We start from the raw sequence: 19,939 nt of genomic DNA on the forward strand, positions 1-19,939 counted from the left end.
TGCGGGGCTAGCGCGGGGTGATCACCGTCTCGTCGTCGATCGCGAGGGTCGCCGGGCCCAGCACGTCGAGCTGACTTTCCAGTGAGTCGGCGTTGAGCTGCAACACGTACCACGACCCGTCGCCGCCCGGGATCACGACCGTCTTCTGCGCGGCCATCTTCGTGACCCCGTCCTGGACCCAGGTGCCGCCGAGCTGGAAGGCCGGGTAGTCGCCCAGCGTCGTCATCTTTCCCTCGTTCATCGGTTCCCAGCCGGGCAGATTGCCGGCCTCGCCGGCGGCGGCATCGAGGACGGCCTGCGGGTCGACGTCGCCCACCAGCTTCGAGAGCAGTGCGACGATGCTCGGCGAGTACTCGGTCGCTTCCGGACCGGTGTAGATGATCGCGCCGTATGCCCATTCGGGCGTCTCCGCGCCGGCGTCCTCCCAGCCGTCCGGGACGGGCAGGTCGATCAGTGGAGCGCCGGGATCGCCGCGTTTCACCGGCGACTCCTCGATGCCGTTCTCCTTGATGTAGTCGGCGATCGTCGGCGCGGGTCCGTCGGGGGCCTGCTCGCGGGGCGCGATGCGCGCAGTGCCGGGCGCGGCGGTGCTCGTCGACGTCTCGGCCGTGGGGGAGGAGCCAGAGGCTTCGGACGAAGATGAGGTCTCGGGCGAGGACGTGGTCTCCGAATTGCCGCAGCCGGAGACGACGAGCGCGAGCGCCGCGGCGACCGCGGCGGAGCAGGTGACAACGCTGCGCTTCATGGCCAACCCCTGTCGGAGGACATTTCGTGCTGTCCAGCGAAGCGTAGATCAAGATCGGCGATGTGCTCGCAGAGTGGCAGAACTCAGCGGATGTCGATCTTTCGCGCCGCCATGTTGCGGTCCACCTCCTGTTGCCACAGCTCGTAGGCGTGGGTGGTGTCGACCTCCTGCTCGTAGCGGGCGGTCATGTCCGGTGTCACGGCGGCCGCGTCGACATAGAACTGCTCGTACCAGCGCCGCAGCTGGTATACCGGTCCGTCTTCCTCGGTGAGTAGCGGGTTCTCGATCGGCGACTTGTTCTTCCAGATCTCCACGTCTTGAAGGAAGCCCTCACCGAACGAACTGTTCATCGCGCCGGCCAGTTTCGCGGCGTTGTCGGCGGGCAGTCCCGGCATCTCCCGCACCGCCACACCCCACTGCAGCATGAACGAGTGATGGGTGACGGGGTAGTGGCAGTTGATCAGCGCGACCTCGACGGTGAAATCCGGGCCGAGGTCGTTGTGCAACCAGTTGATCATGTACGCGGGACCGAAGTACGTCGCCTCGGATCGCAGATACGTTCCATCCCAGAGCTTCTCGGGATTCGGTGTGTAGTCCGGGCGCGGTTTGGACTCCATGAACTGGCTCGCGGTGTGGCCATCGATGACGTTCTTGAAGTACGTCGGATACGCATGATGGATGTAGAAGAAATGCGCCATGTCGACGACGTTGTCCACGATCTCGCGGCAGTGCGCACCCTCGATCAGCACCGAACTCCACTGCCACGGCGACCAGCGGCCCTCGTCGAAACCCTCGATCGTCGGCGGGATCAGTTCCGTCGCGGGCGCCGAACCCTCCGGGTCGTGCCACACCAGCAGCTGGCCGTTGACCTCCGTCGTGGGCCAGGCCCGGGTGCGCGCCAGCCGCGGGGTGCGCTTGGCGTACGGGACCAGCGTGCATCTGCCGTCGCCACCCCAGCGCCAGTCGTGGAACGGGCACGCGATCTGGTCGCCCTTGATCTCGCCCTGGGCCAGGTTGCCGCCCATATGCCTGCAGTAGCCGTCCAACACGTGGATCTGGCCGTCGGAGTCGGCGAACACCACCAGCATGGTGCCGAACGCATCGATGCCGTGGGGGCGCCCGTCGCGGAAGGACTCCGCGAGACCCAGGCAGTGCCAGCCGCGCGCGAACCGTGTCATCTCCTGCCCGGTGTCGATGTGACGCACCGTGTCCGTACCGCTCATGGCGTGCCTCCTCTCACCATGTCCAGCACGGCCAAATGGCTGAACACCATGCTGGTGCCGATCGGGTTTCCGCCGCCCGGATACACCGTCCCGCTGGGCGCGGCCATCGTGTTGCCCGCCGCGTACAGGCCCGGGATCACGTGGTCCGCCGCGTCGAGTACACGCCCGACGGTGTCGGTGCGCAACCCACCTTTGGTGCCGAGATCGGAGACGCCGAACGCGGCGGCGTGGAACGGGCCCTTCTCGATCGCGTACAGCGGTGGGGCGCCACCGGAGAACGCTCGGTCGTATGCCTCGTCGCCGCGACCGAAGTCCTGGTCGACGCCGTCGCGGACGAAGTCGTTGAACCGGGACACCGACTCGACGAGATTGGCCGGGGGCACGCCGATCGCGGTGGCGAGTTCCTCCAGCGTGTCCGCGCTGCGCCACAGCCCCGCCGCCACGTATTTCTCGGATTCGACCATCGACACGTTGGTCGCCTTGACCGGCGGGACACCGTTGTCGCTGTCGTCGTAGATCATCCAGAACGGCAATGTGACCCGGCCGTCGGCCATCGCGTCCAGCACGGCCCGGCCGATCCGGTCGTAGGCCGCCGACTCGTTGACGAACCGACGGCCCTGATCGTCGACGAAGATCCCGCCGGTGAACCACAACGCGAACGCCGAGGTGCCGTCGGGATGGGTCAGACCGGGGGACCACCAGGCCTGATCCATCAGGTCGGTGTCCGCGCCGACGGCGATCGCGGCCTGGTGGGCCAGGCCGCGATTACCCCACGGCCCCATGGTGTCCCGGGAGCTGCCCGGTACGCCGTAGCGCGCCCGCATGTCGTCGTTGCATTCGAACCCCCCGGCCGCCAACAGGACACCGCGGGTGGTCCGGATCCTGCGGCGCTGTCCGTCGGTCTCCACGACGGCGCCGACGACCCTGCCGTCCTCGACGACCAGCTCCACCAGTGCGGTGTTCAGCCGTGCCGAGGATCCCGGATGGCGTTCGGCGGCGGCCAGGAACCGGGCGATCAGCGCACGCCCGCCCACGTAGTAGTCCTCCGGAACCGGATGGCTCAGGCGGTCGGTGTCGAGGGGCCCGCGGATCAGCTCGCGGAACTTCGGCGCAGCGGCGACCTTCCACGGTTTGGCCGCGATGTGACGCATCCCGTCCGCGCGTGACTTCGGTGCCTTACCGAAGTAGTCGGGCCACGGGAGCAGCGAGAACTTCAGCAGCTCATCGGTTTCCAGGTACTCGATCAGCGGTGCGCCGCCGCGGACATAGGCCTCCTGCAGCGCGCGTGGGGTGCGGTCACCCACCACGGCGGTGTAGTACTCGAGTGCGTCCTCGATGGTGTCGTCGGCGCCGGCCCGTTTCAGCACCGGATTGCACGGGAACCACATCCCGCCGCCGCCGGAGTACGCCGTGGTCCCGCCGAACTTCTCCGTCGCCTCCACGAGAATCACGGACAGACCCTCGCGCGCTGCGGTGTAGGCACCGGTGACCCCGCCCGCACCCGACCCCGCGACGAGGACGTCGGTGGTCTCATCCCAATGGGTTTGGTCTTCGCGCAAGCGCTCATCCGACATAACTCGCCCTTCCGTGTTGTGCGAACTCCTCGTCCAATGCCGCGCGGTCCTCAGCGGTCATCAGCCGGTAGTCCGGACGGCCGCGGCCCGCCCAGCGGTACACCCGCTCCTCGGTGTGCCAGCGCTGCGCCTGCAGATCGCGCTTGAGGATCTTGTTCGACCCGGTCGCCGGAAGCCGTGGCGACACCCGCAGCAACCGTGGAAAACCCTTGGAGCCCAGATCCTCCTGGGAGGAGACGAAGACCGCGAACGCGTCGACGTCGAACGTGTCCGGCTCGGCGACCTCGACCGCGGCCATCACCTGGTCTCCCGACCGTGGATCCGGGACCCCGTAGACCGCCGCGGCGATCACCTCGGGATGGCGGCGCAGCACCCGCTCGATCGCGAGCGCCGATGTGTTCTCACCGTCGACGCGGATCCAGTCGCCGCGCCTACCGGCGAAGTACAGGAACCCCTGGGTGTCCACGTATCCCAGATCGCCGGACCAGTACCAGCCGTTGCGCACCCGCTCCGCGTCGGCGGCGTCGTTGCGCCAGTACCCCTCGAAATCCCGGGCGCCGCGGCGGTCGACGATCTCGCCGATGGCCTCGTCCGCGTTCGTCACCTTGCCCTGCGCGTCGAGAACCGCTGCCGGGCATGGAATCAGCGTCTGCGGGTCGACGACGACCACGTCCTGGTGGGCGGGCCGGCCGAGTGCGGCGGCCGGTGCGGTGGGATCGGGGGCCGCGACCGCGCCGCCCTCGCTGGAACCGTATCCCTCGAACAGTTCGGCACCGAAGCGACGGCGGAACTCGGCCTGGTCCTCCGGCGAGGCCTCGGTGCCGAACCCACGGGTCAACGTGTTGTCCGCGTCGTCGGGCTCTTCGGGGGTCGCCATCAGGTACGCCAGCGCCTTGCCGACATAGGTGAAGAACGTGGCCCCGAAGTACCGGATGTCGGGCAGGAACCGCGACGCCGAGAACGAGGGGGTCAGACAGACGGTGGCGCCGTTGACAAGTGCCGGCGCCCACAGCGCCATGATGGCGTTGCCGTGGAACAGCGGCATGCAGCAGTAGTCCACGTCCCCGCGGTGGTGGCCGAACTTCTCCGTCGCCGCGTACGCGATCCTGGACAGCCGGCCCTGGCTGCACTTGACCGCCTTCGACGTCCCGGTGGTTCCGGACGTGAACAGCAGCAGGAACAGGGAATCGGGGCCGACTCCGGACACCGCGGCCGGTGCCGTGCGGTGCGCGGCGACAGCGTCGCGATACCCGGGGTCGTCGACGATCAGGACCCGGTCCTTGGGCAGGCCGTGGTCGATGCCATGCAACCGGTGCGCCCCGTCGGCGTCGGTGACGATCAGCTGACATTCCGCGTGCCGGATGTCGGCGGCCAGATCGGCCCCGCCGCGGGTCGGGTTCAATCCGACGACGGCCGCACCGGCGAGCGCGGCTGCGCCGAGCCAGAACACGAAGTCGGGGACGTTCTCCAGAAGAACGCCGACGTGGAACGGGCCCGGGATACGCAGCTGCCGAGCCAGGCCGGCGCGGGCCGCCGATTCGCCGACCACCTCGTCCCACGTCCAGTCGCGGTCACGGGTCCGCAGTCCGAGCCGCTCGTCGCCGAGGCGGGCGAGCAGCATCGAGGCGACGTCGGGATGCCGGTCAGGCATGGAACTTCTGGCCGAGGTACCGCCGCGCAGCGATCGCCGTCAATGATCCTTCGGTCACCAGGAGATCATCGTCGACGACGATGCGGCCGACCTCGATTTCCGGCACATTGACCTCGTGGGCCACCGCTGTCAGCGCCGCGACCGGGGAACCGGATGGACCGGGTCGGCGCAGGCGGTGGCTTCGGCCGACAGATGCCGCTTGAGCACCTTGAACGTCTCGGTGCGCGGCAGCTCGGTGCACACCCGCACGTACGCCGGCCACTGCTTGGGGCCCAGATCTGTTTGCGAGGCCAGGAATTCGGCGAATCGCGCCGGATCGAAGCCGGCGCCGTCGCGCAGTACCAGGGCGGCCATCACCTGATCTCCGACCGCGGGGTCCGGGATCGGGTAGACGGCGACCTCGCTGATCTCGGGATGACGCATCAGGATCCGCTCGATCGGCGCGGTGCCGAGATTCTCACCGTCCACCCGCATCCAGTCACCGAGGCGCCCGGCGAAGTACGCGTACCCGTTCTCGTCGCGGTAGGCCAGATCGCCGCTGTGGTAAACGCCACCACGCATCCGCTCGGCCTCGGCGTCGGGATCCTTGTAATAGCCGCGGAACTGACCGGGGCCGTCGGTGTTGACGAGCTCGCCGACCACACCCGGCGGGCACTCGGCGCCGGTGTCGACGTCGACGATCGTCACTCCGCCCAGCAGCGGGCCCAGCGCGCCGTCGGGAGTGTCGGGGGTACGGGCGATGGACACCCCGCCCTCGCTGGAGCCGAACCCGTCGACCACCCGCACGTCGAAGCGTTCGGCGAACCTGACCAGATCACGTGGCGCACCTTCGTTCCCGTACGCGATCCGCAGCGGGTTGTCGGCGTCGTCGGGGCGCTGCGGGGTGGCCAGGATGTAGGACAGCGGTTTGCCGACGTAGTTGGCGTACGTCGCATCGAAGCGCCGGACGTCCGGAAAGAACTGCGAAGCGGAGAATTTGCGGCGCAGCCCGATCGATGCACCGGCGGCCACCGCGGGTGCCCAGCCCGCCATGATCGCGTTCGAATGGAACAGCGGCATCGACAGGTAACACGTGTCCGCGGGTCCCAACCCGAAACGTTCGGCGAGCATCCGCCCGGGGAACGCGACCTTCTCGTGGGTGCACCGGACGGCTTTCGGGTCCCCGCTGGTCCCGGACGTGAAGATCAACATGAAGAGGTCGCCGGGATCGCTTGCCCGGAACTCCACCGACGCGTCTCGGCGCGCGGCGAGTTCGGCGGCGAACTCGCCGGATTCGACGTCGATCGCGTCGATGCCGGGCTGGGCGTTCTCGGTATCGGCAAGCACCAACTGGCAGTCGGCGTGGTCGATGTCGCGCCGCAGCGCGTCACCGCGCCGGGTCGGGTTCAGCCCGACGGGCACTATCCCCGACAGTGCCGCGGCGACCAGCACGGTACCGAAGAAGGGGGTGTTGCCCAACAGCACGCCGACATGGGCGGGCCGGCCTCCGTCGAGGCGGTCGCGCAGCACCGACGCCAGCGCCGCACCGTCGCGAATGTGGTTGCGCCAGCTGACGAACGACACCGAGCCGGAGTCGGGGTCGACCCAGCGCACCCCACGGTCGTCGACCTCGGCGAGGTCCGCGAGCAGCGCGGAGACGGTCGGTGCGGTGGCCGCGGTCAAGCCGGGGTGTCGGCCAGGGTGCGGCCGATGCGCAGCAGCTGCCCGGTAGCCCCGCCGAGCGCGAACTCGGTCTGCTTGGCGGCCAGGAAGTACCGGTGCACGGGGTGGTCGACGTCGATGCCCACACCGCCGTGCACGTGCACCGCGGTGTGCGCGACGCGGTGTCCCGCCTCGGCCGCCCAGAACGCCGCGCTGGCGACGTCCACGTCGGCGGGAAGATCTTCCGAGACCCGCCACGCGGCCTGCGTCAGGGTCAGCCGCAATCCCTTGATGTCGATGTAGCCGTCGGCCAACCGCGAGGACACCGCTTGGAAGCTGCCGATCGGCCGGTCGAACTGCTCGCGCTCACGCGCATAAGTCGCTGTCAGCTCCAGCGCGCGTTCCACCACGCCGAGCTGATAGGCACTGCGCGCCAAGGCGTTCCGGATCACCAGCCAGTCAAGCACCTCGGCGCCGCCGATGCGGCGGTCGGCTCCGACGGCAACCCCCTGCAGCTGTAGCCGCGCGACGCTGCCGTGGCCTGTGGTGTCCAGCGCGGACACCCCGACACCCGCGTCGGTGGCGTCGACCAGGAACACCGCGACGCCGGAATCGGTTTCGGCGGGCACGAGGAACGCATCCGCACAGGCACCGAACGCGACCTGCGTCCTGGTGCCGGTCAGCGTGAACCCGTCGCCGGAACCGGTGGCGCGCACCGGCCCGTCGCCCATCTCACCGTCGAGGGCGATCGCGATCACCTTCTCACCCTTGATCGCCGGCGCCGCCCAGTGCTGCTGCAGGGCCTCCGAGCCGAACCGGGCCAGCGCTCCGACACCGAGCACCACCGATTCCAGATACGGCACCGCCGAGAGCTGACGTCCCAGGGCGACCAGCACGGCGACCTCTTCGAGCACGCCGAATCCGCCGCCGCCCACCGACTCCGGGGCGGTGGTGGACAGGATGTCGGCGTCGATCAGCTTGCTCCAGAGCGTTCGGTCGAAACGGCCGCCGGATTCGGAACTGAGCGCGTCGAGCTCACGCTGGTGCTCCGGCGTGCACACCGACTCGGTGATCGTCCGCACGAGACCGCCGAGGTCCTCGCTGGCTTCTGTGGTCGTGAAGTCCATGAGAAGTCTTCCTTACCGGTTCACTCGGGGCAGGCCGAGCGCGACCATGCCGATGATGTCGCGCTGAATCTCGTTGGTACCGCCGCCGAAGGTCAGGATCAGGCAGGAGCGGTGCATGCGCTCGACGCGGCCGCGCAGCAGCGCGCCGGGGGAGTTCGGCCGCAGCGTGGCAGCGGTCCCGAGGACCTCCATCAACAACCGGTACGCCTCGGTGGCCAGCTCGGTGCCGAACACCTTGGCCGCCGACGCGTCCGCCGGCGACGGCGCCGCGTCCGATGCCGAGGCCAGCTCCCAGTTGATCAGCTTGAGCACCTCGGCCTTGGCGTGCACCCGGGCCAGGTTCAGCTGCACCCATTCGGAGTCGATCATCCGCTTGCCGTGCACGTCCTTGGTGTTCTGCGCCCATTCGCGGACGCCGTTGAGGGCCACGAAGATCGGCTGCGCCGACACCAGCGCGACGCGTTCGTGGTTGAGCTGGTTGGTGACGAGTTTCCAGCCACCGTTCTCCTCGCCGACCAGTGCCGACTTCGGCACCCGCACGTCCTGGTAATAGGTCGCACTGGTGTCGACCCCGGACATGGTGTGCACCGGGGTCCACGAGAAGCCCTCGGCAGTGGTGGGGACGATCAGCATCGAGATACCCCGGTGCTTCTTGGCCTCGGGATTGGTGCGCACGGCCAGCCATACGTAGTCGGCGTACGCGATCAGACTCGTCCACATCTTCTGGCCGTTGATCACGTAGTCGTCGCCGTCGTGCACCGCCGAGGTGCGCAGCGACGCGAGGTCGGTACCGGCGCCGGGCTCGGAGTAGCCGATGGAGAAGTGCAGTTCCCCCTTGGCGATGCGCGGCAGGAAGAAGTTCTTCTGCTCCTCGGTGCCGAAGTGCATGATCGTCGGCGCGACGCTGTTGATCGTCAGGAACGGGACCGGCACATTCGCGATGGCGGCCTCGTCGTTGAAGATCAGGCCGTCCATCGGGGGCCGCGCCTGGCCGCCGAACTCCTTCGGCCACGACAGCGTGAGCCAGCCGTCCTTGCCCATCTGCGCGACCGTCTCGCGGTACACGTTCCCGCGGCCCATCTCACCGTCGCTGGCGGCCAACGCCTCCGCCCGCTCGGGCGTCATCAGCTTGGTGAAGTACGCCCGCAACTCACGCCGCAACTCCTCTTGTTCAGGGGTGTAGCCGATCCGCATCGCGTGGTCCTCACTAGTCTGCAAGCCTTAGTCCCGGGTGGATCGGTGCGCGCCGAACGCGTACCTCCGGTCCACCCTCGTTGTAACACGTTCTAGTCTTGGGGTCCAGGTGCTGACACACTGGACGCCTAGCAAGATCGGACCAGCAGCCCGGACCGACAGGAGATGCTCATGCGAGTGGAAGTGGATCGTGACCGTTGCGAGGGCAACGCCGTGTGTGTCGGAATTGCCCCCGACCTGTTCGAGCTCGACGACGAGGACTACGCCGTCGTGAAGGCCGACCCGGTGCCCGCCGGTGAAGAGGCGCTGGCCGAACAGTCCATCGCCGAGTGCCCCCGCGCCGCCCTGATCCGACACGACTAGAGGTATTCGTAAGTTGACTGAAACTGATCTGTCCGGCCGCGTCGCGGTGGTCACCGGAGCGGCCGCCGGCCTGGGCCGCGCGGAAGCCGTCGGCCTCGCCAAAGCAGGCGCCACCGTCGTCGTCAACGACATCGCCGCCGCACTCGACAAGTCCGACGTGCTCGACGAGATCGCCGCGACGGGCGCCAAGGGCGTCGCGGTCGCCGGCGACATCAGCCAGCGCTCCACCGCGGACGAGCTGGTCGCGACCGCGGACGGGCTCGGCGGTCTCGGGATCGTGGTGAACAACGCCGGGATCACCCGCGACCGCATCCTGTTCAACATGTCCGACGAGGAGTGGGACGCGGTCATCGCCGTGCATCTGCGGGGCCACTTCCTGCTGACCCGCAACGCGGCGGCCTACTGGCGGGAGAAGGCCAAACAAGCTGGGGACGGCGACAAAGCGGGCACGGTGTACGGCCGGATCATCAACACCTCGTCGGAGGCCGGACTGTCGGGCCCGGTCGGCCAGCCCAACTACGGCGCCGCCAAGGCCGGGATCACGGCTCTGACACTGTCGGCCGCCCGCGCGTTGGAACGGTTCGGGGTGCGCGCCAACGCGATCGCGCCGCGAGCCCGCACCGCGATGACGGCCGGTGTGTTCGGTGACGCTCCGGAGTTGCCAGACGGTGGGGTCGACCCGCTCTCACCCGAGCACGTCGTGAACCTGGTCCGGTTCCTTGCCTCTCCGGCCGCCGAAGGCGTCAACGGACAGCTGTTCATCGTTTATGGTCCGACGGTGACGCTGATCGCGGCTCCGACGGCGGAGGCGCAATTCAGTGCCGACGGGGACGCCTGGGATCCGTCGGCGTTGTCCTCGACACTGCAGGGTTACTTTGCTGACAGGGATCCGGGGCGCAGCTTCTCGGCGGCGATGGGGCTGGGGGATCCGGCCTGATCCCGACCGGTTCACGCGGCTCCAGTGCTGCTAGAACACGTTCTAGAATGACCTGTGTCACACCGGCTGTGAGCTGCGTAAATTAAGAGTATGAACCGGATATTGTGCGCTTTGACACTGCGAACACGTTCTAGTTAGTATGATCCGGCTCACTAAGAGCAACGCTTAGACCACGGGTAGGAACACGGCCCGGACGGTACGTCCCTGGCACTTCGCCACACGGATCGTCCCCCGTTCTGTCACCCCGCTGACCCGAGAACCCTGTTTGACCTAAGAACGGAGCCGAGGTTGATCGAACAGCTTGCGGCGCCAGCGCGGGCCGTGGGCGGGTTCGTGGAAATGTCCTTGGACACGTTCGTCAAGACGTTCCGCCGCCCGTTCCAATTCAGGGAGTTTCTCGAGCAGACCTGGATGATCGCGCGTGTTTCGCTGGTGCCGACGTTGTTGGTCGCGATCCCGTTCACCGTGCTGGTCGCGTTCACGCTGAACATCCTGCTGCGCGAGATCGGTGCCGCCGATCTGTCCGGGGCGGGTACCGCGTTCGGCACCATCACCCAGCTGGGTCCGGTGGTGACGGTGCTCGTCGTGGCCGGCGCGGGTGCGACCGCGATCTGCGCAGATCTCGGGGCGCGCACCATCCGCGAGGAGATCGACGCGATGCGGGTGCTCGGTATCGACCCGATCCAGCGCCTCGTGGTGCCCCGCGTGCTGGCGTCGACGTTCGTCGCGCTGCTGCTCAACGGCCTGGTCTGCATGATCGGCCTCGCAGGCGGTTACGTGTTCTCGGTGTTCCTGCAGGGCGTCAACCCCGGGGCTTTCATCAACGGGCTGACGGTGCTGACAGGGCTCGGTGAGCTGGTCCTCGCCGAGATCAAGGCGCTGCTGTTCGGTGTGGTGGCCGGGCTCGTCGGCTGCTACCGCGGCCTGACGGTCCAGGGCGGGCCCAAGGGCGTCGGCAACGCCGTCAACGAGACGGTGGTCTACGCGTTCATCTGCCTGTTCGTGATCAACGTGATCATGACGGCGATCGGCGTGAGAGTGCTGGTGCGCTAGGAATGAGTTACGACGCGACCGTCCGGCTCCGCCGTATGCTGCGGGTGTTCCCCCGCCTCGTCGACAGCGTCGGCGAGCAGGCACTGTTCTTCGGCGAGACGTTCCGGTACGTCCCCAACGCGGCGACCCGGTACCGCAAGGAGACGATCCGGCTCATCGCCGAAATGTCCATGGGTACCGGCGCGCTGGTGATGATCGGCGGCACCGTCGGTGTCGCGGCGTTCATGACGCTGGCCTCCGGCGGCGTGATCGCCGTGCAGGGCTATTCATCGCTCGGCAACATCGGCATCGAGGCGCTCACCGGATTCCTGTCGGCGTTCTTGAACGTGCGCATCGTCGCGCCGGTGATCGCCGGTATCGCGCTCGCCGCGACCATCGGCGCGGGTGCGACCGCGCAGTTGGGCGCGATGCGGGTCGCCGAGGAGATCGATGCCGTGGAATCGATGGCAGTACACGCGGTTTCGTATCTGGTGTCGACCCGGCTGATCGCCGGGCTGATCGCGATCGTGCCGCTGTACGCGCTGTCGGTGCTCGCGGCGTTCTTCGCCGCCCGCTTCACCACGGTGTACATCAACGGCCAGTCGGGCGGCCTGTACGACCATTACTTCAACACGTTCCTGATCCCGAGCGACCTGTTGTGGTCGTTCCTGCAGGCGATCGTGATGGCGATCGCGGTGATGCTGGTGCACACGTACTACGGCTACAACGCCTCGGGTGGACCCGTCGGCGTCGGCATCGCCGTCGGACAGGCCGTGCGCACCTCCCTGATCGTCGTGGTCACGATCGTGCTGTTCATCTCGCTCGCCGTTTACGGCGCGTCGGGCAACTTCAACCTCTCCGGATAAGGACGCAACACGATGGCCGACGGTGACGCCAAGCGCAGCCATGTGAGGATCGCTGCGGCGATCCTCGCTGCGCTGGTTCTTGCCGCGGTGGTGTTCACCTACCTGTCCTACACCGCCGCGTTCACCCCCACCGACAAGGTCACCGTGCTGTCCCCGCGGGCCGGCTTGGTGATGGATGCCGATGCCAAGGTGAAGTACCGCGGGATCCAGGTCGGCAAGGTCGAGTCGATCGAATACGCGGGCAACGGGGCCAAGTTGACGCTGGCGATCAACCGTGACGATATGCGCTACATCCCCGAGAACGCTCCCGTGCGTATCGGTGGCACCACGATCTTCGGCGCGAAGTCGGTGGAGTTCCTGCCGCCCGAGCGCCCCAGCGGCGAGAGGCTGCGCCCGGGCGCGGAGGTCACCTCCGACTTCGTGCAGCTCGAGGTCAACACGCTGTTCCAGAGCCTGACCGACCTGCTGGACAAGATCGATCCGATCAACCTCAACGCGACCCTGTCCGCGATCGGGGAGGGCATGCGCGGGCACGGCGACGACGTCGGGGCGCTGCTGTCCGGTCTGAATTACTACGTGAGCCAACTCAATCCGAAGCTACCGGCGCTGCAGGAGGACCTGCGCCGCACCGCGGTGGTCGCCGACATCTACGCCGACGCCGGACCGGACCTGGTGCGCGTGCTCGAGAACGCGCCGGCGATCAGCAAGACGATCGTCGACGAGCGGGACAACCTGAACGCCGCGCTGCTCGCGGCAACGGGTCTGGCCAACAACGGCACCGCGACGCTGGAGCCCGGCGCCGACGACTACATCGCCGCGGTGCAGCGGCTGCGCGCACCGTTGAAGGTGGCCGGTGAGTACTCCCCGGTGATCGGCTGCACGCTGAAGGGCACCGCGAACGCGATCGACCGGTTCGCCCCGATCATCGGCGGTATCCGTCCGGGCCTGTTCGTGTCGTCGAACTTCCTTCCGGGTTCGCCGGCGTACACGTACCCGGAGAGCCTGCCGATCGTCAACGCCTCCGGCGGCCCGAACTGCCGTGGCCTTCCTGACGTCCCGAGCAAGCAGTACGGCGGCTCCTGGTATCACACGCCGTTCCTCGTCACCGACAACGCCTATGTGCCGTACCAGCCGAACACCGAGCTCCAGTTCGACGCACCGTCGACACTGCAGTTCCTGTTCAACGGCGCGTTCGCGGAAAGGGACGACTTCTGATGAGCATCTTGCGCTGCGATGAGCGCTTGCGCGAAGAGCCGTTGCTGAAGAAGCGAGGCTTCTGATGAATCGCGACAGAAGAACCCTGATCAGCGTCAGCGTGTTCACCGTGGTGATGCTGGTGGTCGCCGCCGCGTTGATCGTCGTGTTCGGCGAGTTCCGGTTCGCGTCGGAGGACAAGTACCACGCCAAGTTCGAGAACGCGTCCCGCCTGAAGGCCGGCCAGGACGTCCGGATCGCCGGCGTGCCGGTCGGAACCGTCGAGGGGCTCAAACTCAATCCGGACAACTCCGTCGACGTCGAGTTCACCGTCAACGACCGCTACCAGCTGTACACCTCGACCAGAGCCGTGGTGCGCTACGAGAACCTGGTCGGTGACCGGTACCTCGAGATCACCTCGGGCCCGGGCGATCTCGTGAAGCTGCCCAGCGGCGGCACCATCACCAACACCCAGCCCGCGCTGGACCTCGACGCCCTGCTCGGCGGGCTCAAGCCGGTGTTGAAGGGTCTCGACGGCGGGAAGGTCAACGAGATCAGCAACGCGGTGATCGAGCTGCTGCAGGGGGAGGGCGGCGCACTGTCGGCGATGCTGGCCAACACCAGCGCCTTCACCCAGAACCTCGCGGCCCGCGACCAGCTGATCGGCGACGTGATCACCAACCTCAACACCGTGCTGAGCACCGTCGACGAGAAGGGCGCCCAGTTCAACGCCAGCGTCGACCAGTTGCAGAAGCTGATCACCGGGCTCGCCGAGGGCCGTGACCCGATCGCCGGCGCGATCGGCCCGCTGGCCTCCGCCGAGAACGACCTGACCGAGATGCTGGAGACCTCACGCAGGCCGGTACAGGGCGTCATCGAGAACGTGCGGCCGTTCGCCCAGCGGATGGACGAGCGCAAGGCCGACGTGAACAAGGTCATCGAACCGCTCGCCGAGAACTACCTGCGGCTCAACGCGCTTGGCGCGTACGGCTCGTTCTTCAACATCTTCTACTGCTCGACACGGTTGAAGATCAACGGCCCGGCGGGAAGCGACATCCTGGTCCCGTTCGGCGGACCGCCGGATCCGAGCAAGGGGAGGTGTTCTGAAGATGGCTAGAACCGACGACTCGAACCCGTTGCGCACCGGCATCTTCGGCATCGTCCTGGTCGCCTGCCTGGTGCTGGTGTCGTTCGGATACTCGAGCCTGCCGTTCTTCCCGCAGGGCAAGCCGTACGAGGCGTACTTCGCCGATGCCGGTGGCATCATCCCGGGCAACGAGGTCAACGTGTCCGGCATCGTCGTCGGCAAGGTCACCGACGTCGCGCTCGCCGGTGACGCGGCGAAGATCACCTTTACCGTCAACCGCGACGTCAAGGTCGGCGACCAGTCTCTGGTCGCGATCAAGACCGACACCGTGCTCGGCGAGAAATCGCTGGCAGTCACGCCGAAGGGCGGAGGGGACTCCACCGTCATCCCGCTGGGCCGCACCACCACGCCCTACACGTTGAACACCGCGCTGCAGGATCTCGGACAGAACGTCAGCGAGCTGGACAAGCCGAAGTTCGAGCAGGCGTTGCAGACGATCACCGATTCGCTGAAAGAGGCGACCCCGCAGCTGCGCTCGGCGCTCGACGGCGTCACGAGCCTGTCCCGCAGCCTCAACGCGCGCGACGAGGCGCTCGCTCAACTGCTCGGGCACGCCAAGAACGTGTCGGACACGCTGGCGGAGCGCTCCGGTCAGGTCAACCAGCTGATCACCGACGGCAACCTGCTGTTCGCGGCCCTCGACGAGCGCCGCCAGGCATTGAGCAACCTGATCGCGGGCATCGACGACGTGTCGAAGCAGATCTCGGGGTTCGTCGCCGACAACAGGCGCGAGTTCAAGCCGGCCCTGGAGAAGCTGAACCTGGTGCTGGACAACCTGCTCGAACGTCGTGAGCACCTCAGCGAGGCGCTCAAGCGGCTGCCTGCCTACGCGACCGCGCTCGGCGAGGTCGTCGGATCGGGTCCTGGTTTCCAGATCAACCTGTACGGCCTGCCGCCCGCCCCGATCGCCGAAGTGCTGCTGGACACCTACTTCCAGCCGGGCAAGCTGCCTGACAGCCTGTCGGACATGCTCCGTGGTTACATCTCGGAGCGGATGATCATCAGGCCGAAGTCACCATGACGCAGGAGAATTCGCTGAAGCGGAACCGATGGGTTCGTGCCGCGCTTGCCGCCGTGCTGGTTGTCACGCTGGCGGTCGGCGCGTACCTGGTGTGGCCCAACCGTGCCGGGCACAAGGTCGTCGCCTACTTCACCTCCGCGGTGGGGCTGTACCCGGGCGACGACGTCCGGGTGGTCGGCGTGCCGGTCGGCACCATCGACAAGATCGAACCCCGGGCCGGTGACGTCAAGATCACGATGACCATCGACGGCGACGTGAAGGTGCCCGCCGAGGCCAAGGCGCTGGTGATCTCGCCGAACCTGGTGTCCGCCAGGTTCATTCAGCTGACGCCGGCGTTCACCGGCGGCGCGGCGATGGCCGACGGCGCGGAGATCGGACTGGACCGCACCGCGGTGCCGGTGGAGTGGGACGAGGTCAAGGAACAACTGACGGCGCTGAGCGCCCAGCTCGGACCGCACCAGGGTTCGGTGCAGGGCCCGCTGACCGAGGTCGTCAACCAGGCCGCCGACACCTTCGACGGCAACGGCGACAGCTTCCGCAACGCTCTGCGCGAGTTGTCGCAAACCGCCGGGCGCCTTGGTGATTCGCGCGCGGACCTGTTCGGCACCATCCGCAACCTTCAAGTGCTCGTCGACGCGCTGTCGAACAGCAACGAGCAGATCGTGCAGTTCTCCAACCATGTCGCCTCGGTGTCCCAGGTGCTGGCCGACGCGTCCAACGATCTCGACGTCACCCTCGGGACCCTGAACCAGGCGCTGTCGGACGTGCGCGGTTTCCTCGGGGACAGCAACGAGGCGCTGATCGGACAGGTCAACCGGCTGACCGAGTTCACGAACCTGCTGACCGAGCACAGTGACGACATCGAGCAGATCCTGCACATCACGCCCAACGGCCTGAGCAACTTCTACAACATCTACAACCCCGCCCAGGGCACGGTCGGCGGGCTGCTGACGCTGCCGAACTTCGCGAACCCGGTGCAGTTCATCTGCGGCGGCACCTTCGACGCGGCCGCCACCCCCGACAACTACAAGAGGGCCGAGATCTGCCGTCAGCGGATGGGTCCCGTGTTCAAGCGCATCACGATGAACTATCCGCCGATCATGTTCCACCCGATCAACAGCATCACCGCCTACAAGGGGCAGATCATCTACGACACCCCTGAGACCGAGGCCAAGGCCAGAACGCCAGTGCCGTACCTGCAGTGGCAGAACGCCCCCGGCGTCACGCCCCCGAAGGTCGCACCGGATGCCGACCTGACCTCGCTGCTGGTCCCGACGCAGGGTCCGGAGACGTCCGCGTCGCACGCCGGCGGTCCCGAGCCCGATCCGGCACCCGTGGCGCCCGGACCGGCGGAGGCGGGCCGATGATCCGCCGCGCCCTGGGACTGTCGTCGGTCGCTCTGCTGCTGACCGGATGCCAGTTCGGTGGTCTGAACTCGCTGAACATGCCCGGCACCGCCGGGCATGGCAGCGGCGGGTACAAGGTCAGCATCCAGTTGCCCGATGTCGCGACGCTGCCGCAGAACTCACCGGTGATGGTCGACGACGTCACGGTCGGAAGTGTGTCCGGAGTGGACGCCGTGCAGCGCCCCGACGGCACGTTCTTCGCCGAGCTGCAGCTGTCGCTGGACGGCAACGTCAAGCTGCCCGCCAACGTGATCGCGCGGGTGGCGCAGACCTCGCTGCTGGGTTCGCAGCACATCGAGCTCGCCGAACCCCTCGACGGCGGCAGCGGCGAACTGGCCGAAGGCGCACAGATCCCGATCGAGAACGTCGACAACTATCCGACCACCGAACAGGTGCTGTCGTCGCTCGGCGTCGTGGTCAACAAGGGCAATCTGGGTGCGCTGCAGGACATCACCGATGAGACCTACAACGCGGTCGCGGGCCGGACGGGCACGTTCGAAGGCCTGATCCCGCGGTTGGCGGAGCTGACCGCGTCACTGGACCGCCAGACCAACGACATCATCGCCGCGGCCGACGGACTGAATCGCTTCGCCGGGATCCTCGCGGGCAGCAAGGACAGCCTGGGCCGCACGCTCGACACCTTGCCTGAGGCGCTGAAGGTGCTCAACGACAACCGCGCCCAACTCGTCGATGCGTTCGGCGCGCTGCGCAGCTTCGCCGAGGTGGCGTCGCGGGTGCTGCGGGAGACCAAGGACGATTTCGCCGCGGACTTCAAGGATCTGTTCCCGGTGCTCAAGGCGCTCAACGACAACGCCGACTTCTTCATCAAGGACCTTGAGTTCCTGCCGACTTTCCCGTTCCACTACAAGTACCTGCGCAACGCCGTGCGCGGTGACTACCTGAACGTGTACACCACGTTCGACCTGACCTTGCGACGCGTGGGTGAGTCGGTCTTCACCACCTCGCTGGGTCTGGACCCGAACATGAAGCGCATCAGCGAGGTCGTCAATCCTCCTGACTTCCTCACCGGTGCGATGGCCAACCTCTCCGGGCAGGCGGCCGATCCGTTCAAGATCCCGCCGGGCACCGCGACGCAACACGAGGGGGCGCCGTAATGCTGACCCGTCTGACCCGCATCCAGCTGATGATCTTCGCGATCGTCACGGTGCTCAGCGTCGGCGCGGTGTCGCTGTTCTACCTGCGCGTGCCGTCGGCCGTCGGGATCGGCGCCTACGACGTGACCGCCAACTTCGAGGCGGGCGGCGGCCTGTACCAGAACGCCAACGTGACCTACCGCGGCGTGACGATCGGTCACGTCACGTCGGTGGGCCTGTCGGACACCGGCGTCGTCGCGCACATGCAGTTGAACAGCGGTACACCGGTTCCGGAGAACGTCACCGCGACGGTCAAGAGCGTGTCGGCGATCGGCGAGCAGTACGTCGACCTGGTGCCGCCCGAGGACGCGTCCGAGACGATGCTGCGCAACGGATCCGACATCACCGTGGACCGCACCGCGATCGGCCAGGACGTCGCCGGCCTGCTGCAGGAGGCCGAGAACCTGGTCCAGAGCGTCACCGACAGCCGGTTGCAGGACCTGCTCGGCGAGACGTTCAAGGCGTTCAACGGCTCCGGCCCGGAACTGGCCCGTCTGATCCAGTCGTCGAGGTTGCTCGTCGACGAGGCCAACGCGAACTACGACGAGGTCTCGCAGCTGATCGACCAGGCCGGTCCGTTCCTGCAGGCCCAGATCCGCAGCGGCGACGACATCCGTTCGCTCGCCGAGGGGTTGGGCAGGCTGACCACCGAGGTGGCCAACGCCGATCCGCAGTTGCGCACCACGCTGCAGACGGTGCCCGGCACCGCCGAGGTCGCCAATGAGACGTTCGACGGCATCCGGCCGTCATTCCCGATGTTGGCGGCGAACCTGGCCAACTTCGGCCGGATCGGGGTGATCTACAACAAGTCCCTCGAGCACGCCCTGGTGGTGTTCCCCGCGCTGCTGGCCGCACTGAACACCGTGGCGGGCGGCGTGCCGACCGATGAGGGCGGCAAGCTGGACTTCAAGATCCACCTGCAGGATCCGCCGCCATGCGCGACCGGCTTCGTCCCGGCGACCCAGATCCGCTCCCCGGCCGACACCACGCTGCGTGAACTGCCCACCGACCTGTACTGCAAGGTGCCGCAGAACGACCCGAGCGTCGTGCGCGGGGCGCGCAACTACCCGTGCCAGGAGTTCCCGGGCAAGCGGGCGCCGACCGTCCAACTCTGCCGCGATCCCCGCGGGTATGTGCCGCTGGGCAACAACCCGTGGCGCGGTCCGCCGGTCCCGCCCGGTACGCCGATCGAGGATGGCCGGAACATCCTGCCGCCCAACAAGTTCCCGATGATCCCGCCGCAGGTCGATCCGGATCCGGGTCCGCCCGCGGTGCAGCTGCCGCCGGGGGTGGCGCCAGGGCCCGGTCCTGCGCCGCACGCACCGTTCCCGCTGCCGGTCCCGCCCGCCGACGGTCCGCCGCCACCTCCGTGGCCGTACTTCTCGCCGCCGGATCAGGTGGTGCCGCCGTACGGCCGGCCCCCGCTGGCGCCGCCCGCGCCCGCGCCCGCACCGCCTGTGCCCGCGCCCGCGCCACCCGCCGGAGGTGCGCCGCTGCCGGCGGAGGCCCCCTTGGCCAGTTCGACATCGGTGGCGACCTACGATCGGAACGGCAAGTTCGTCGACCCGGCAGGTGGAGTCGGCGTGTACGCGCCCGGTTCCGACAAGCTGGCGCCTGCGGAGAACTGGGTCGATCTGATGTTGGCGCCGAAGCAGGTGTAGGTA

Annotated in this window: 17 protein-coding genes; 10 read left to right on the forward strand and 7 right to left on the reverse strand. The window is 67.7% G+C overall.

All coding sequences use genetic code 11. The annotated features are described in order from the left end of the window. Positions 1–7 precede the first annotated feature (7 nt). The 7 genes from lpqN to NTM_RS10660 form a co-directional block, all read right to left on the reverse strand. On the reverse strand, positions 8–745 hold the full coding sequence (gene lpqN / locus NTM_RS10630) for an envelope biogenesis lipoprotein LpqN (RefSeq protein ID WP_163766273.1): 738 nt from the start codon (positions 743–745) through the stop codon (positions 8–10). Positions 746–828: 83 nt separating this feature from the next. Then, positions 829–1,968 carry a 3-ketosteroid-9-alpha-monooxygenase, oxygenase component gene (locus NTM_RS10635; RefSeq protein WP_163766274.1) on the reverse strand — a complete coding sequence of 380 codons (1,140 nt, stop codon included), beginning with the start codon at positions 1,966–1,968 and terminating at the stop codon, positions 829–831. After that, positions 1,965–3,542 (reverse strand): FAD-binding protein, encoded by a 1,578-nt coding sequence (locus NTM_RS10640; protein WP_163766275.1) that lies wholly within the window; start codon positions 3,540–3,542, stop codon positions 1,965–1,967. Before NTM_RS10640 ends, NTM_RS10635 begins: the two co-directional genes overlap by 4 nt. Continuing rightward, the gene (gene casI / locus NTM_RS10645) at positions 3,532–5,193 is read right to left on the reverse strand and encodes a steroid-22-oyl-CoA synthetase (protein WP_163766276.1); all 1,662 of its coding nucleotides are present in this window, start codon (positions 5,191–5,193) and stop codon (positions 3,532–3,534) included. The genes NTM_RS10640 and casI overlap by 11 nt, the downstream gene beginning before the upstream one ends. 129 nt (positions 5,194–5,322) lie before the next feature. Continuing rightward, positions 5,323–6,855 carry a long-chain-fatty-acid--CoA ligase FadD17 gene (fadD17, locus tag NTM_RS10650; protein WP_104862479.1) on the reverse strand — a complete coding sequence of 511 codons (1,533 nt, stop codon included), beginning with the start codon at positions 6,853–6,855 and terminating at the stop codon, positions 5,323–5,325. Continuing rightward, on the reverse strand, positions 6,852–7,961 hold the full coding sequence (locus NTM_RS10655; RefSeq protein ID WP_104862478.1) for an acyl-CoA dehydrogenase family protein: 1,110 nt from the start codon (positions 7,959–7,961) through the stop codon (positions 6,852–6,854). Before NTM_RS10655 ends, fadD17 begins: the two co-directional genes overlap by 4 nt. Positions 7,962–7,973: 12 nt before the next feature. Then, positions 7,974–9,155, reverse strand: a complete 1,182-nt coding sequence (locus tag NTM_RS10660) for an acyl-CoA dehydrogenase family protein (RefSeq protein WP_104862477.1) — start codon at positions 9,153–9,155, stop codon at positions 7,974–7,976. 171 nt (positions 9,156–9,326) lie between these two features. Between NTM_RS10660 and NTM_RS10665 the strand changes: the two genes are divergently transcribed. The 10 genes from NTM_RS10665 (at position 9,327) to NTM_RS10710 (ending at position 19,936) form a co-directional block, all read left to right on the forward strand. Further along, complete coding sequence (locus tag NTM_RS10665) at positions 9,327–9,518, forward strand: ferredoxin (RefSeq protein ID WP_104862828.1); 192 nt, start codon at positions 9,327–9,329, stop codon at positions 9,516–9,518. Positions 9,519–9,531: 13 nt separating this feature from the next. Then, complete coding sequence (locus NTM_RS10670) at positions 9,532–10,455, forward strand: 3-oxoacyl-ACP reductase (protein ID WP_163766277.1); 924 nt, start codon at positions 9,532–9,534, stop codon at positions 10,453–10,455. A 288-nt stretch (positions 10,456–10,743) separates the two neighbouring features. Then, complete coding sequence (locus NTM_RS10675; RefSeq protein ID WP_104862475.1) at positions 10,744–11,508, forward strand: MlaE family ABC transporter permease; 765 nt, start codon at positions 10,744–10,746, stop codon at positions 11,506–11,508. 2 nt (positions 11,509–11,510) lie between these two features. Further along, complete coding sequence (locus NTM_RS10680) at positions 11,511–12,353, forward strand: MlaE family ABC transporter permease (RefSeq protein ID WP_104862474.1); 843 nt, start codon at positions 11,511–11,513, stop codon at positions 12,351–12,353. A 12-nt stretch (positions 12,354–12,365) separates the two neighbouring features. Continuing rightward, positions 12,366–13,568 (forward strand): MCE family protein, encoded by a 1,203-nt coding sequence (locus tag NTM_RS10685; RefSeq protein ID WP_104862473.1) that lies wholly within the window; start codon positions 12,366–12,368, stop codon positions 13,566–13,568. A 64-nt stretch (positions 13,569–13,632) separates the two neighbouring features. Further along, positions 13,633–14,664: an MCE family protein gene (locus tag NTM_RS10690; protein ID WP_104862472.1), complete on the forward strand. Its 1,032-nt coding sequence runs from the start codon at positions 13,633–13,635 to the stop codon at positions 14,662–14,664. Further along, complete coding sequence (locus NTM_RS10695) at positions 14,657–15,715, forward strand: MCE family protein (protein WP_104862471.1); 1,059 nt, start codon at positions 14,657–14,659, stop codon at positions 15,713–15,715. Before NTM_RS10690 ends, NTM_RS10695 begins: the two co-directional genes overlap by 8 nt. Further along, positions 15,712–17,082, forward strand: a complete 1,371-nt coding sequence (locus NTM_RS10700; protein WP_163766278.1) for an MCE family protein — start codon at positions 15,712–15,714, stop codon at positions 17,080–17,082. The genes NTM_RS10695 and NTM_RS10700 overlap by 4 nt, the downstream gene beginning before the upstream one ends. Then, the gene (locus NTM_RS10705) at positions 17,079–18,236 is read left to right on the forward strand and encodes an MCE family protein (RefSeq protein ID WP_163766279.1); all 1,158 of its coding nucleotides are present in this window, start codon (positions 17,079–17,081) and stop codon (positions 18,234–18,236) included. Before NTM_RS10700 ends, NTM_RS10705 begins: the two co-directional genes overlap by 4 nt. After that, on the forward strand, positions 18,236–19,936 hold the full coding sequence (locus tag NTM_RS10710) for an MCE family protein (RefSeq protein WP_163766280.1): 1,701 nt from the start codon (positions 18,236–18,238) through the stop codon (positions 19,934–19,936). Before NTM_RS10705 ends, NTM_RS10710 begins: the two co-directional genes overlap by 1 nt. Positions 19,937–19,939: the final 3 nt, after the last annotated feature.

The sequence above is a fragment of the Mycolicibacterium parafortuitum genome (assembly GCF_010725485.1).
In the GTDB taxonomy this organism is placed as follows: domain Bacteria; phylum Actinomycetota; class Actinomycetes; order Mycobacteriales; family Mycobacteriaceae; genus Mycobacterium.